At 73.9% G+C, this 14,702-nt stretch carries 10 protein-coding genes; 3 read left to right on the plus strand and 7 right to left on the minus strand.

Features of this window, described 5'->3' with window-relative positions; all coding sequences use genetic code 11:
• Positions 1-8: 8 nt before the first annotated feature.
• From ABEB17_RS19215 to ABEB17_RS19235, 5 genes are all read right to left on the minus strand, one after another.
• The gene (locus tag ABEB17_RS19215) at positions 9-674 is read right to left on the minus strand and encodes an ABC transporter ATP-binding protein (RefSeq protein ID WP_345718361.1); all 666 of its coding nucleotides are present in this window, start codon (positions 672-674) and stop codon (positions 9-11) included.
• Positions 664-1,521 carry an ABC transporter ATP-binding protein gene (locus ABEB17_RS19220; RefSeq protein ID WP_345718362.1) on the minus strand — a complete coding sequence of 286 codons (858 nt, stop codon included), beginning with the start codon at positions 1,519-1,521 and terminating at the stop codon, positions 664-666. The genes ABEB17_RS19215 and ABEB17_RS19220 overlap by 11 nt, the downstream gene beginning before the upstream one ends.
• Positions 1,511-4,324, minus strand: a complete 2,814-nt coding sequence (locus ABEB17_RS19225; RefSeq protein ID WP_345718363.1) for a hypothetical protein — start codon at positions 4,322-4,324, stop codon at positions 1,511-1,513. Before ABEB17_RS19225 ends, ABEB17_RS19220 begins: the two co-directional genes overlap by 11 nt.
• Positions 4,325-4,393: 69 nt before the next feature.
• Entirely contained in the window at positions 4,394-5,065 is a 672-nt protein-coding gene (locus ABEB17_RS19230) for a GAP family protein (protein ID WP_345718364.1), read from the minus strand.
• Positions 5,066-5,093: 28 nt separating this feature from the next.
• Complete coding sequence (locus ABEB17_RS19235; RefSeq protein WP_345718365.1) at positions 5,094-6,302, minus strand: cation:proton antiporter; 1,209 nt, start codon at positions 6,300-6,302, stop codon at positions 5,094-5,096.
• A gap of 200 nt (positions 6,303-6,502) precedes the next feature.
• Here ABEB17_RS19235 and ABEB17_RS19240 point away from each other — a divergent pair, with 200 nt between their 5' ends.
• Entirely contained in the window at positions 6,503-7,639 is a 1,137-nt protein-coding gene (locus tag ABEB17_RS19240; protein WP_345718366.1) for a type III PLP-dependent enzyme, read from the plus strand.
• Positions 7,636-8,916, plus strand: a complete 1,281-nt coding sequence (locus ABEB17_RS19245) for an MFS transporter (protein WP_345718367.1) — start codon at positions 7,636-7,638, stop codon at positions 8,914-8,916. The genes ABEB17_RS19240 and ABEB17_RS19245 overlap by 4 nt, the downstream gene beginning before the upstream one ends.
• A gap of 19 nt (positions 8,917-8,935) precedes the next feature.
• On the opposite strand, the gene ABEB17_RS19250 is transcribed toward ABEB17_RS19245, so the two are convergent.
• Positions 8,936-10,411 (minus strand): sugar porter family MFS transporter, encoded by a 1,476-nt coding sequence (locus ABEB17_RS19250; RefSeq protein WP_345718368.1) that lies wholly within the window; start codon positions 10,409-10,411, stop codon positions 8,936-8,938.
• Positions 10,412-10,782: 371 nt separating this feature from the next.
• Here ABEB17_RS19250 and ABEB17_RS19255 point away from each other — a divergent pair, with 371 nt between their 5' ends.
• Positions 10,783-12,144 (plus strand): DEAD/DEAH box helicase, encoded by a 1,362-nt coding sequence (locus tag ABEB17_RS19255; protein ID WP_378226991.1) that lies wholly within the window; start codon positions 10,783-10,785, stop codon positions 12,142-12,144.
• A gap of 143 nt (positions 12,145-12,287) precedes the next feature.
• Here ABEB17_RS19255 and ABEB17_RS19260 read toward each other — a convergent pair whose 3' ends face one another.
• Positions 12,288-14,612 (minus strand): putative bifunctional diguanylate cyclase/phosphodiesterase, encoded by a 2,325-nt coding sequence (locus tag ABEB17_RS19260; RefSeq protein ID WP_345718370.1) that lies wholly within the window; start codon positions 14,610-14,612, stop codon positions 12,288-12,290.
• Between the last annotated feature and the right edge of the window lie 90 nt (positions 14,613-14,702).

Here is a 14,702-nt window from a genome sequence, read left to right on the forward strand (position 1 = left end):
CGCCACGATCAGTCCGGGACGACGCGGCCAGCGGCCAGCGTGACCACCCGGTCGGCGGCGCCGATGATCCGCTCGTCGTGGGTGGCGGCCAGCACGGCGACACCGTGCCGCCGGGCGACGTCCAGCGCGGCGCCGATCAGCGCCACGTGCTCGTCGTCCTGGTGACCGGTCGGCTCGTCCAGGACGGCCAGCGCCGGTCGCAGCACCAGCGCGCGAGCCAGTGCCGTGCGCTGCTGCTCGCCCAGCGACGTCTGGGTGGCTCGTCGGTCGCGGAAGGCGGTCAGGTCCAGCGCCGCGAACAGGTCCTCGACCAGCGCGCCGTCGACCGTGTCGTCGGCTCCGCGCAGCCGGCTCGGCAGCAGCACGTTCTGCTCGACCGTCAGCTCCTCGACGAGCCCGAGCCGTTGCGGCAGCAGGGAGACGAGCGCCCAGTCGTCGACGTCGTGCGCGTCCGTGCCGCCCACCGTGATCCGGCCGGACGTCGGGCGTCCGAGGCCCGCCACCAGGTGGCACAGGGTCGTCTTGCCCGAACCCGATCGGCCGACCAGTGCCAGCACCTCACCGGCGGACAGCTGCACCGAGACGTCCTGCAGCACCCGCGCCGAGCCGCCGAGCACGTGGCCCACGTCCTCGACCACCAGCACCGGCTCGGGACCCGTCGACTCAGTCGTCATCGGGGACCTCCGGTGGCAGCAGGTGCACGCCCTGCTCATCGACCACGATGCGCGCGCGGGCCTGCGGGAACAGCGTCATCGCCTGCGCCGGCAGCTGCACCCGCCCCGTCGAGTCGATGCTGGCGAGGGCGTCGCTGCCCCGACGGGTCTCGGTGGACAGCACCCCGTGCCGCAGGTGCAGCACCCGGTCCGCGGCGTCGACAGCCCGGTGGTCGTGGGTCGCGAACACGACGGCGGACGTCGCGGCCGCTCGGCGCAGCTCGGCCAGCACCAGCTCGGACGAGCTGTCGTCCAGCTCGGCGGTCGGCTCGTCGGCGACCACCAGCGACGGCGTCCCGATGAGTGCCATCGCGAGCGCCAGGCGCTGCTGCTCCCCGCCGGACAGCTCAGCCGGGCGGGCGTCGCGGCGGGCCGCCAGGCCGAGCCGGTCGAGCAGCTCGAGCCCGGACTCCGCTGCGGCGGAACGGATCTGGGCGGCGTGCCGGAGGTGCTCGGCAGCCGTCAGGTGCTCGTACAGGCTGTGCGTGGGGCGCTGGGCCAGCCAGGCGACGTCCCGCCGGCGGAGCTGTCGCAGCTGGCGGCGGCCCAAGCCGTCGGTCAGCCGACCCTCGAGCCAGAGCTCGCCGCCGCTCTGCCGGTCGCGCAGGGCGAGCACGCCGAGCAGGCTGGACTTGCCGCTGCCGGAGGGTCCGGTCACGGCGGTGGCCGTGCCGCGACGGAACACCGCCTCGACGCCGCGCAGGGCGTGGGTCTCACCGGTGGCGGACGGGTAGATCCGGACCAGCCGGGCGCAGCGCGCGACCTCCTCACTCGGCTGCAGGTCGTTCCGCATCGCGTCATTCGGCATCGCGCAGCACCTGCCCCTCGTCCACCCGGCGGCCGCGCCAGGCCACCAGACCGACCGCACTGAGCCACGCGAGCACCGCGACGGCCAGCACCCAGAGTGCGCCCACGACGTCCAGCCGCAGGTGGAACTCCGGCTCCGTGCCGCCACCGGGATCGAGCAGCCGGCCACCCAGCGGAGCGAGCAGCGCGGCCCCGAGCGCGGCGGCGAGCGAGCCGAGCAGGGTGAGCAGGGCCAGCTCGACCGCTCGGGCCCGCAGCACACCGCGTCGTCGCAGGCCCATCCGAGCCAGCATCAGGTCGGCGGCACGGGCCACGGCGGCCCGCCGTTCCGCGTACATCACGAGCACCAGCAACGCGACCAGGGCCACGCTCGCGCCGAGCGCCACCTGCGCGCCGGTGGAGCGCCGGGCGGCGACCAGGTCCGGCTGCTGGGCGACCTGCGCCATCGTGGTCATGCCCTCGGTCTTGACCCCGGCGGGGTCGGTGACGGCCCGGATGCCAGCGACGCCGTCGGCGGACCACAGCGAGGGGAAGTAGTCCGACGGCGCCCGGTTGAACCGCCCGGAGCCGGCCGGCGGCTTGACCCTCGGGTCGAGCGCGCCGAGGTAGAGGAAGAAGCTGTCCGCCGGGACGACGACCATCCCGAGCGCGTCGTCGTGCCCGGGGAAGGCGGGGACGACGTCCAGGAACCGGACGGGGACGTCACCCTGCTCGCTCGTCACCCCCGCGGTCTCGCCGGGCCGCGCCACGACGTCGCCGACGCCGATCGCCGGGATGGGTCCGAAGCGTTCACCGCCGCGCAGCCGCGCGGCGACGACCTCGTCCTGGCGGGCCAGCTCGCCCAGCTGCGCGCGGGCCCGGGCGAGCTCGGGCCCGGTGCCCCACGCCGCGACCTGCTCGAAGTGCGCGGGGTCGATGACCAGCAGGTCGAGGTTGCCCAGCTCGGGCGGCACGCTGACCCGGCCCCGCCAGACGATGGTGGTGCCGTCCGGCAGTGGCGGGGTGCGGGCGCCGGGGACCGCGTTCAGCGACGGCTGGGCCGAGTCGCCGGGCTGCGGCGGCGGCAGCTGGGCCGCGCCGGGGTCGAGCAGCCAGGAGACCTCGATCTCGGCGGTCGCGTCGGCCCCGGCCAGGACGGCCGTCCGGTCCGCGGTCACCGTCGTCACGGACTCGGCGGCGGCCAGTGCGTAGGCGAGCATCCCGAGCCCGGCGGCCAGCACCGTGACGACGAGGGCCCCCTGCCGTCGTCCGGCCGAGGCGCGGTTCAGCGCCAGCATCGAGGACACGCTGCGAGCCCGGCCGGCCGTCCGGTCGAGCAGGGTGAGCGCTGCCCGCCCGACCACTGCGCCGACCGCGCTGACCAGCAGCAGCGGCACCAGCAGGTCCAGCGCGCTCGGCGGCCCGGCCACGTCCGGCCGGACCAGCAGCCCGACCGTCGCCGTCAGCGCGACCAGCAGCAGGGCGACGTCCCACGGCACACTCGATCGGCCGGGCCCGACCCGGAGCCGCTCCGCGCGCCAGGCCGCCACCAGAGCGATCCCGGCCACCAGCACGCAGCCGGCCGCGGCGGCCAACGCGGCCCGACCGGCGCCGTGGCCCAGCGCGGTGGCCGACACCGCGGCGGGCGGTCCGACGGCCCACACCGCGAGCCACGCCACCAACGGCCCGAGCACCACAGCCAGCAACGCGGCAGGCAGCACCTCGAGCGCGGCGAGACCACCGGCGGACGACGGTCGCTGCCCGAGGGCGACCCCGAGCCGCACCTCGACGGCTCGCCGGTTCGCGGTCAGCACCGCCACGCACCCTACGGCCGTCAGCCCGAGCAGCAACCCGGCCAGCAGGAGCGGGCGCGTCCACGCGACGGTCCGGACGGCAACCCGTTGGGCCTCGGCCACCAGCTTCGGCAGGCCCGAGACGACCTGCTGCCGCAAGCGGTCCGGCCGCTCGCCGGCCAAGGTGGGATCCCGCACCTGGACCTGCAGGTCGCGGATCCCGTCCACCGTCTGCTGGGCCTCGACCAGGGTCGGCGTCACCGGGTCGAGCTGGGACTCGACCGCATAGAGCAGCTCGTCACCGATCGGGGCGGCCAGGGCGGCGGCACCGGCGACGTCGGTGACCAGCAGGTACGCGGGCAGGACGCCGAACTCGCTGTCCACCGGCAGCGAGGCCCGCCGGTACGTCCAGCGGTGCGTGCCGGGCGGGTCCTTCGGCGTCCGGCCGTCCGGTCCGACCGCGTAGATGCCGGCGACCGTGGACGGGGTCGAGCGGTCCCGGAAGCGGGTGTCGAGGCCGACCGTGATCGGGTCGCCGGGCCGCACGGACAGGCTGTCCGCCAACGGTTCCGGCAGCCAGACGCCGCTGGCCGCAGCACCCGGTGCGGTCGCGACGGGGACCAACGAGTGGACGAGGTCGTCGTCCCCGTAGAGCCGGGCGCGCTCGCGGTCACCGCCCGCACTCACGTACGGCTGCAGCAGGGACTCCAGCGGTCGGGTCTCCACCGAGACGGAGGCGGCCGTGACGGCGCTCGGCCCGAGCCCGGGGACGTCGTCCAGCGCCCCGTTGAGCAGGCCCCGGCCGGGGATGCCGGTACCGCCGACGAGCCGGACGACGGGAGCGTCCGCAGCGACCGCGTCGGCCGGGACGGCGGCCAGCTGGTCGGCCAGGGCGGCGTCCCCCGCGGCCGAACCGAACAGCGGCTCGGCGGCCGCGGCCGCGGTGGCGAGGGTGAACGCCGCCAGCACGAGCAGGCCCCAGACCCCGCTGCGGACGGCGCGCAGCGGGGCGCGTCGTACCAACGGGTCCATCCGGTGACCCTAGAGCCGCAACGACCCTCTCGGCTACGGCTCGCCGCCGCGCCGCCCAGCCCAGGGCCCTCAGAGGCCGGCGAGGCCCTTGCCGACGAGCACCACGCCGATCACCAGCAGCAGCACGCTCATCACCGCGACGTTGTTGGCCTGCAACCAGACCTTGAGCTCGTCCAGCGGGTCACGCATGCGCTCCTTGGCGACGGCGTACCCGATCACCGGCACCGCCACCGTGCAGGACGCCAGCACGATGAACACGACGGTCGCGACGACGACGTCCCCGCTCGGCAGGGTGCTGCCGCCGAGGGCGGCACCGGCCGCGATGCACATCAGCAGGTTCTTCGGGTTGATGGCGGCGAGCGCGAACCCCAGCAGCAGGGCGCGCACGAGGGTGAACGAGTCGATCGCCGACATCCACTTGGGCAGCGTCGCGGGCTCGTCGCCCTTGGGCCGGCTGCGCCACTGCCGGACGGCCAGCAGCAGGAGCAGCACCCCGAGGATCAGCTTGATCCAGGACGACGTGGTCGAGGGGTCGGAGCCGGCCTCCAGGCCGGACGTCTCGGCGATCACCAGGAAGACGACGGTCGCGACCGTGATGCCGAGCACCCAGCCGATCAGGAACCCCACGCTCGTGCCGCCCGCCTTGGGCGCGAGCAGCATCAGGATCGTCGCGATGATCGGGATGGGGCTGATCGCCACCCCGACCGCGTACGGCAGTAGGTCCCCGATGAGCGCGGTCATGTGGTCTCCCTAGGTCTGCCGGGCATGGTCAGGCTCCGTCGGCGGGCTCGTAGTCGGCGTTCGCCGGACGCAGCCGGCCGGCCAGCAACGGCAGCACGAGCACCGAGATCATCGCGGCGGTCACCAGCACGGACGCCATGGCGGGTGACATGAGCTTGTCGTCCACCCCGATACCGGTCATCACCACGACCAGCGGCAGCGCGGTGGCGGAGTACAGGGCGAGCGCCTTGACGTCGGCGGCGTCGAGCACGGGGCGGTAGAGCCACAGCATCGGTCCGCCACGCACGAGCAGGAAGGCACCCAGGGCGACGGGCAGCAGCAGCAGGTAGAGCGGCTGCTCGATGAGCGCCTGCAGGTCCAGCCGGACCCCGCTCATCACGAAGAAGATCGGCACCAGGAAGCCGAAGCCGACGGCCTCGAGCTTCGACTCCAGCACCTCGACCTCCTCGCGCGGGCTGCTCGCGAGGAAGAGCCGCAGGATGATCCCGGCGGTGAACGCGCCGAGCAGGAAGTCGAGGTCGAACGCCGTCGCGACCCAGACCAGCAGGATGCAGAGCAGGATGCCGACCCGGACGCCGAGCTGCGCGCTGGTGGTCAGCGTCTCGCCGACCATCCGGATCACCCGCGGGGTACGGCTGCGCAGCGCCAGCCACACCACCACCAGTGCGGCCGCGACGAACAGCAGCAGCACCCCGGCGGTCTCCACCGGGCGGTCCGACGCCAGGAAGAGCGAGAGCCCGATCAGCGGGCAGAACTCGCCGATGGCACCGGCCGCCAGCACGAACGGCCCGAAGGAGGTCTCGAGCTCGCCACGGTCGCGCAGGATCGGCAGCAACGTGCCGACCGCCGTGGTCGTCACGATCAGACCGAGTGCGACACCTTGGACCGACAGGTGCCCGGACACCGTCGCCGTGACCAGCCCGATCACCAGACCGATGGCCAGCGAGACGCCCCAGCTGCGCAGCCCCAGGCTGACCGGCAGGCCGCGGATCTTGGCGAAGTCGATCTCGTAGCCGGCCAGGAACATCAGCAGGGCGAGGCCGAGGTTGGACAACCCCGAGATGGCGGTGGAGTCCTGCACCCAGCCCAGCAGGTCCGGCCCGACCACGATGCCCAGCACGAGCTCGAGCACGACGGTCGGCACCAGCAGCACCGGACGCAACCGGTCGGCGAGCAGCGGCGCCGCCACCGCAACCGAGAGCAGGACGACGAGGTTGCGCAGCACGTCGACGTCCACGTCCACCTCCGGCCGCTGGGCGGCCGGCGTCGGCCCCGGCCCGCTCCTGTGTCTAGTGCACGGCCCCGCCGCGCACAAGGACCCTCGCAGCGAGGGCGCCCGGGCGGTATCACGCGCCGGTTCCGGCGGCTCCTTCCCGGTGAGACGCCGCGACGCGGCGTGCCGCCCGCCGGAGGCCTCCCATGCAGACCCTGCCCGCCGTGACCGCGTCCGCCCTCGCGTCCAGCCCGCTCGACCGGGGCGGCGACCGCACTCCGGTCGTCCGGGTCGACACCGCTGAGGTCGCTCGGCAGCACGCGCTGCTCACGGCCGCGCTGCCCGGCGTCCGGCTGCACTACGCGGTGAAGGCCAACCCCGCGCACCAGGTGCTGCGCACCCTGGCCGAGCTCGGCTGCCGGTGGGACGTCGCGAGCCCGGGTGAGATCGACGCGGTGCTGTGCGCCGGCGGCGACCCCGCGGACATGTCCTACGGCAACACGGTCAAGCGGGCCGCCGACATCGCCTACGCGTTCGCCGCCGGGGTACGCCGGTTCACCTTCGACGCCGTGGGCGAGCTGAACAAGCTCACCGAGCACGCGCCGGGCAGCACGGTGATGGTCCGGATCAGCACGTCCGGGGCGGGGGCCGACTGGGCGCTCGGCGGCAAGTTCGGCTGCCCGCCGGACGTCGCCGCGCGGCTGCTGGAGCAGGCCGTGCGGGCCGGGCACCGGGTGGGCGTCGCCTTCCACGTCGGCAGCCAGCAGCGCGACCCGCAGGCGTGGGACGAGCCGCTGGCCACCACGTCCGCGCTGCGGCGGGTCGTCCGCGCGTGCGGCGCCGACCTGGCCGTGGTGGACCTCGGCGGCGGGCTGCCCGCCTCGACGCTCGAGCCGACCCGTGGGCTGGCCGACTACGGCGCCGCCATCACGGCCTCCCTGCACCGCCACCTGGGGCCGGACCTCCCCGAGGTGATGGCCGAGCCGGGCCGGGCGATGGTCGCCGACGCCGGCACGCTGGACACCGAGGTCGTCCTGGTCAGCGAGCGCTCGGGGGTGCCGTGGGTGTACCTGGACGCCGGGGTGTTCACCGGGCTGGTCGAGACGGTGGGCGAGGCCATCCGCTACCGGATCGAGGCGCTGCGGGACGGCGCGCCGCTGCTCGGCCCGACGCGTCCGGTGGTGCTGGCCGGTCCGACCTGCGACAGCCTGGACGTCCTCTACGCCGAGCACCGCTATCCGCTGCCGGCCGACCTGCGTCCCGGTGACCGGCTGCGGCTGCACTCCGCCGGCGCGTACACGGCGTCCTACTCCACCATCGGGTTCAACGGCTTCGCGCCGCTGCGCGAGGAGTTCCGGTGACCGCGCCGGCGGTCGACGCGGCGGCGCTCGAGCACGGCGGCGTCGCCGCGCCCGAGGCAGCCGGCGAACCGGCCCGGTTCCGCGGCGCGCTGGCCTCCCGGAGCCTGCGCGGTCTGGTGGTCGCGCACAGCCTCGGCACCGCGGCGCAGCTGGCGCTCACCCTCGCCGTGGGCCTGGAGGTGCTCAGCCGGACGACGTCCGGCATCTGGGTCTCCATCGCCGTGGCGCTCGGCTTCGCGCCGTACGCCGTCTTCTCCGGCGCGGCCGGCGCACTGGCGGACCGCTGGTCCGCACCCGCGGTGATCGGTGCCACCGTCGCGGTGCGCGGCGCGACCTCCGCCGCGGTCACCGCCGGCATCGTGCTCGACTGGTCCACCCCGGTGCTGGTGCTGCTGGCCGCGGTGACGGCGGTGTGCGCGACGCCGTCCTACCCGGCCACCGCCGCGGCCACCCCGCAGTGCGTGCCGGCCGGGCAGCTCCCGGCGGCGAACGCGTTGGTCACCGCCGCGGAGAACGTGGTGTGGCTGGCCGGTCCCGGCCTGCTCGGGCTGCTGATGCTGGTGGGCCGCAGCACCGCGGTGGCGACGGGGGTGTCGACGCTGTGCTTCGTCCTGGCCACGGTCGTGGCGGCACGGGTACGGCTGCCGCGCCGGGCCGCGCACCCTGCGTCGTGGTGGCGGGCGATGGGCGAGGGGCTGCACGCCGTCTACGCGGACCGGGCGGTGCGGGTGCCGATGACGGTCGCGGTGATCGACAACTTCCTCTACGGCTTCCTGCTGGTGGCGATGATGCTGACCGCGGTGGCGTCCTTCGGGTTGCTCAACGGGGCGCTGACCTGCGGCGCGCTGGCCGCGCTCACCGTGGTCAACCGGTGCGCGGGCCACGGGCGGTCGCGGGTCGTGCTGATGGTGGTGATGACCTGCCTGTGCGGCAGCGTCGCCGCCTTCGCGGTGGTGGGCGCCACCGCCGCGACCCTGTCGATGCTCGCCGTGGCGGGCGCCGGGACCATGGTCGCCGAGGTCGTCGCGGTCACCATGCTGCAGCGCGCGGCACGGCCCGACGTCCTGGCGCGGGTGTTCGGGGTGTTCGACCAGGTCAACGTCGGCGCGATCGCGCTGGGCTCGTTCGCCGCGGGCCAGCTGTCCGCCGCCGTCGGCGTCCGGCCCGCGACGCTCGCCGTCTGCGCGCTGTGCCTGGTCGCGACCGCGCTCACGCTCGGCCTCGGCCGACGCCGTCGACGCGAGGCGCAGCCGATCCCGTCCCAACAGCCCGGCTGATGCGCCGGGGCTGCGACCGCTAGGTCTGCGCCGGCGCGCTGGCCGGCCGCCGGCTCCGGACGTCGCCGCTCATGTCCTCGAGCTCGATGCCCTTGGTCTCGCTGATCTTCCACAGCACGAAGAAGAACGAGAGCACCGCGAAGCCGGTGTACAGCCCGTAGGCGAGCACCAGCGAGACCGACGACAGCGGCGGGAACGTCGTGGTGACCACGAAGTTCGTCAGCCACTGGGCCGCTGCGGCGACCGAGAGCGCGGCGCCGCGGATCCGGTTCGGGAACATCTCGCCGAGCAGCACCCACACGACCGGTCCCCAGGTCGCCCCGAACGAGACGACGAACAGGTTCGCGCCGACCAGCGCGATGCCGTTCCACGGCGACCCGAGCTGCGGGGTCTGGGTACCGTCCGACGCCGTCGTCATCACGGCCTGGGTGAAGGCGAGCGTCATCGCACCCAGCGACACGGCCATGCCGACCGACCCGACGAGCAGCAGGATCCGGCGTCCGATCTTGTCCACCAGCAGGATCGCGATGACGGTCACCGCGACGTTGGTGACCGAGGTGATGACCGAGATGACGAACGAGTTGGACTCGGAGAAGCCGACCGCCTGCCACAGGGTCGTCGAGTAGTAGAAGATCACGTTGATGCCGACCAGCTGCTGGAAGGCAGAGAGCGCGATGCCCACCCAGACGATCGGCATCAGCCCGAAGGTGTTGCCGCGCAGGTCCTTGGTGGACGGCGTGTGCTCGCGGTCGATGGTCTTCTGGATCTCCTCGACCTTCTTCTCCGGGGCGCGCATGCCGACCCAGCGACGCAGCACCTCGGTCGCCTTCTTCAGCTCACCGGTCGCCACCAGGTAGCGCGGGGACTCGGGGATCTGCAACGCCAGGATCCCGTAGACGGCCGACGGGACGACGCCGACGATGAACATCCAGCGCCACGCCTGCAGGCCGAAGATCACGTCGTTCGCGCCGCCGGCGGTGTTGGCCCAGAAGGCGTCCGAGAGCAGCGCGACGAAGATGCCGATGGTGATCGCGAGCTGCTGCAACGACCCCAGCCGGCCGCGCATCGACGCCGGCGCGATCTCGGCGATGTACGCCGGCGCGATGACCGAGGCGATACCGATGCCCAGGCCGCCGACGAGCCGCCAGAACGCCAGGTCCCACACCGAGAAGGCGAACCCGGCGCCGAGCGAGCTGACGAAGAAGAGGATCGCGCCGATCAGCATGACCCGGGTACGGCCCCACTTGTCCGCCCAGCGGCCGGCGTACCAGGCGCCGGCGGCGCACCCGAGCAGGGCGATCGCGACGACGAATCCGGTCACGAACGAGGACAGCTCGAAGTTGTCCTCAACGGCGTCGACCGCGCCGTTGATGACCGAGCTGTCGAAGCCGAACAAGAAGCCGCCCATCGCCGCGGCGATGGACAGCATCACCACTTTGCCGTGGTGCTCGCTCAGTTGAGGTGCGGGACTGGAGTCACCGGTGACGTCAGACATGCGGACATGTCTACGCCCAACCGGCCGGGTCGGCCACCGCAGCGATCATGGTGCCCGACGTGACGGGGGTCTCCCGTGGTGTGGTCAGGGGCACCCCGCAGGGCCGGTAGACTGGACGACGTCGGCGCGCGCCGTCCGAACGCACTGGTTTAAAGCCAGGGCGGACGACGGCCCCCAGGCTTTCACTCGGCGCTCCGACACCCCACCGGCCAGCGACCTGCTGTCGACCGGTGCCGAGGGTGCACCTGGAGCGCCCGGCGTCGACGCCCCCGCGACGAAGCGGTTGCGTGCGCCAGTGTCATGAAACGAGCACTTCTGTGTCCACGCACCACCCCCGTTCCACCGACCGTCCCCAGCTGCGTCAGCGTCCGGTGACCGTCTCCGCCGACAACGCCTTCTCCGCTCTCGGCCTGAACGACCGGCTGGTCGAGCGGATGGCCCGCGACGGCATCACCGAGCCGTTCCCGATCCAGTCCGCGACGATCCCGGACGCCCTGGCCGGACGCGACGTCCTCGGCCGCGGCCAGACCGGCTCCGGCAAGACCCTCGCCTTCGGGCTGCCGATGCTGGCCCGCCTCGAGGGCCGCAAGGCCAACGCCCGCAAGCCTCGCGCCGTCATCCTGGTGCCGACCCGCGAGCTGGCCATGCAGGTGCACGACGCCCTGGAGCCGCTCGCCCACGTCATCGGCGTCCGGATCAAGCTGGTCGCCGGCGGCCTGCCGTACCACAAGCAGATCAGCGCGCTCGAGCGCGGCGTCGAGGTCCTCGTCGCCACCCCGGGCCGGCTGACCGACCTGGTCGACCGCGGCTCGTGCGACCTGTCCGAGGTCGAGGTCGCCGTCCTCGACGAGGCCGACCACATGTGCGACATGGGCTTCCTGCCCGCCGTCACCGAGCTGCTCGACCACACGCCCAAGGGCGGCCAGCGGCTGCTGTTCTCGGCGACGCTCGACGGGGACGTCGACAAGCTGGTCCGCGGCTACCTCACCGACCCGGTGACCCACTCCACCAGCGACGCCACCGCGTCCGTCACCACCATGGAGCACCACGTGTGGCTGGTGAAGCCGGCGCACAAGGCCCCGGTGACCGCCGCGCTCGCGTCCCGCGAGGGCCGCACCGTCGTCTTCGTCCGCACCAAGCTCGGCGCCGACCGCATCGCGCTGCAGCTGCGCGAGCAGGGCGTGCGCGCCGCGGCGCTGCACGGCGGCCTCGCCCAGGGCGCCCGCAACCGCACGCTCGCCGCGTTCAAGGACGGGCACGTCCCGGTGCTGGTCGCGACCGACGTCGCGGCCCGCGGGATCCACGTGGACGACGTCAGCCTCGTCGTCCAGGTCGACCCGCCCGCCGACCACAAGGACTACCTGCACCGCTCCGGTCGCACGGCCCGCGCGGGTGGCACCGGCACCGTCATCACCCTCGCCCTGCCGCACCAGCGCCGGATGGTCGACCGGCTGACCGCCGCTGCGGGCGTCGACGCAACGCCCGAGCAGGTCTCGCCGCACGACGACGCACTGCTGCAGGTCACCCGCGGTGCCGTGCCCAGCGGTGTCGTGGTCGCCGAGCGCGACCTGTTCCCGCCGCGGCGCGCCGATCGCACGGACCGCCCCCGCCGCAGCGGTGGCTATGCCGGACGTCGCGAGGGTGGCCCGCGTCAGGGTGGCCCGCGTCGTGAGGGCGGGTACGCCGGACGTCGTGACGGCGCCGCGCCGCGCGGTCCGCGCCAGCCGCGCTGACCCCCACCCCCCGGTGATCATGCACGTTCGCCCACCCCACCACCCGTGATCATGCACGTTCGCCCCGCCTCCGCCCCCGGACGCGGGGCGAACGTGCATGATCACCGCGGGGGGTGGGTGTGGGGGGTGAGGGCTGGGGGCTTTCAGGAGGCGGGGGCGCCTCGGCGGTTCTCGCCCCAGGTCAGCAGGGGCACCTGCTCGACGGACGGCCGGCCGAACAGCCAGCCCTGCGCGTAGTCGCAGCCCATGTCCCGCAACAGGTCCGCCTGGGTCTGGCACTCCACGCCCTCGGCGGTGACCGAGTACCCGTGGGCGTGCGCGAGCTGGACGATGGCGCGCACGATCGCGCTCGGCCGCGGCGACCCGTCCAGCCGGCTGACGAACGCGCGGTCGATCTTGATGAACGAGACGGGCAGGTCCTGCAGGTACGCGAGCGCCGAGTAGCCCGTACCGAAGTCGTCGATGCCGGTGCGGACGCCGACCGCGGCCAGCCGGTGCATCGCGTCCTGGGCCGCTGAACCGCCGGGCACCAGGCTGGTCTCGGTCAGCTCGAGCTGCAGGGACGTCGGCGCCACGCCGTACTGGTCCAGCAGCTGGTGCACGTGCTCCTCGAAGCCCGGCTGCCCCAGTGTCCGCGCGGACACGTTCACCTGCACCGTCAGGTCCAGCCCGGCGGCGCCCCACTCGGCGAGCTTGGTGACGCCCTGCTCGAGCATGTAGCGGTCCAGCTCGACGATCAGGCCGGTGTCCTCCGCGACGTCGATGAAGCCCTCGGGCAGCAACAGCTGGCCGTCGTCGTCCCGCAGCCGCATCAGCGCCTCGACGCCGATGACCTTCTCGCCGTCCAGGCCGACGATCGGCTGGTACACCGCGAGCAGCCGGTCCCGCTCGATCGCCACCCGCAGCCGCCGTTCGGCGAGCATCCGCGACTCGGCCTCGGCCCGCAGCGCCCCGTCGTACAGGGCGACCCGGTCCCGGCCGACGCTCTTGGCCCGGTACATCGCGAGGTCGGCCTCGCGGAACAGCTCGCTGCCCGACCGGCCGGAGTGCGAGGCGACCGAGACGCCGATGCTGCCGGTGCAGACCAGGTCCAGCCCGTCGATCTCGAGGGGCTGACGCACCTCCTCCAGCAACCACCGGGCGACGTCGCAGGCCGCCTCGACGCCGGCGACCCAGGGCAGCAGCACCACGAACTCGTCCCCACCGAGGCGGGCCACCGTGGGCGAGCAGTCGCTGACGTCGTGCAGCTCGAGCGCCGCGGTGAGCCGTTGCGCGACCGCCACCAGCAGGGCGTCGCCCACGGTGTGGCCGAGCGTGTCGTTGACCAGCTTGAACCGGTCGAGGTCGAGCAGCAGGACGGCGGTCAGCGGCCCCAGGTCGTCGGGCAGCTCGGACGCGGCGTCGGCGTCCCCCGGGTCGAACACGTCGTTCGGGTCCGGCAGCGTCGCGATGCTGCGGCGCAACAGGTCGTCCAGCACGCTGCGGTTGGCCAGACCGGTGAGCCCGTCCCGCGCGGCCAGCCGCGCCAGCTCACGCTCGGCGCCACGCTGGCTGGTGACGTCGACCGTCGCACCGAAGACGCAGGTGACGACGTCGCCCTCCACGATCGCCCGCGACCAGGCGACCAGCTCGCGCCAGGTGCCGTCGGGGTGGCGCAGCCGCAACGTCTCGAGCAGCCCGTCCTCGCGGTCGGCGACGTCCGCGGCGAGGTCCTCGTGCCGGCGGTCCTCGGGGTGCAGCAAGGACTCCCACAGCGACATCGAGGGGCGGGTGGTCCGCGGGTCCAGTCCGCACAGCTCGAACATCTCCGGCGACCACTGCAGGTCGTTCGTCAGGACGTCCCAGCGCCACTGCCCGGCGCCGGTCAGGGTGGACGTCGCGGACAGCCGCAGCCGCTCACCCGCCAGGTCCGTCTCGATCCGGGAGCCGACCATGGCCGGCGCGGCCGAGAAGGCGAGCACCGACAGGACGTCGCAGTCCTCCTGGCTCACCGCGTGCACGGTCGGGGCGAGCGCGACCAGCACGCCGAGCGACACCGCGCCGTAGCGCAGTGGCGCCAGGGCCGCGGACCGGATGCCCAGCATCGCGAACAGCTCCGGCGCCAGGGTCGACTCGCCGCGGGTGTCCTGGCACAGGACCGGCTCGCCGGAGCGCAGGCACCGCTCGGTCAGCGTGCCCAGCACCTCGAACCGCCGACCGACGCGCATGCCCGGCGGGAGGTCGCCGGCCGCCGCCGCGATCCGCAGGCCGCCCTCGTCCAGCAACGGCACCAGGACCGCGCAGCCCAGGATCCGGTGCGCCTCCTGCGCCAGCGCCGCCGCCATGTCCGCGACACCGGGACCAGAGCGCGCGATGTGCTGCTGCGCCTCGACGACGGCCTTCAGCCAGGTGGGAGGCTGCGGGTCCGAGGCCGCGTCGGCGCCCGCGATCGACTGCTCCCGGAGGGCATCTCGCCACCCGTCGACCATGGGCGCCCCTCCTGTCCCAGACCACGTGAGGCTCATCGTGGCACGGGCTCAGGGGCGGTGTGTGGCTTTCGGCTATACGCCATGCGGGTG

Source organism: Angustibacter luteus, assembly GCF_039541115.1.
Taxonomy (GTDB): Bacteria; Actinomycetota; Actinomycetes; order Actinomycetales; family Angustibacteraceae; genus Angustibacter; species Angustibacter luteus.

What these genes read in the sequence shown, in the direction of transcription:
- ABEB17_RS19215 (WP_345718361.1), bottom strand. Translation starts at nt 674, where the DNA reads ATGACGACTGAGTCGACGGGTCCCGAGCCGGTGCTGGTGGTCGAGGAC.
- ABEB17_RS19220 (WP_345718362.1), bottom strand. Translation starts at nt 1,521, where the DNA reads ATGCCGAATGACGCGATGCGGAACGACCTGCAGCCGAGTGAGGAGGTC.
- ABEB17_RS19225 (WP_345718363.1), bottom strand. Translation starts at nt 4,324, where the DNA reads ATGGACCCGTTGGTACGACGCGCCCCGCTGCGCGCCGTCCGCAGCGGG.
- ABEB17_RS19230 (WP_345718364.1), bottom strand. Translation starts at nt 5,065, where the DNA reads ATGACCGCGCTCATCGGGGACCTACTGCCGTACGCGGTCGGGGTGGCG.
- ABEB17_RS19250 (WP_345718368.1), bottom strand. Translation starts at nt 10,411, where the DNA reads ATGTCTGACGTCACCGGTGACTCCAGTCCCGCACCTCAACTGAGCGAG.
- ABEB17_RS19260 (WP_345718370.1), bottom strand. Translation starts at nt 14,612, where the DNA reads ATGGTCGACGGGTGGCGAGATGCCCTCCGGGAGCAGTCGATCGCGGGC.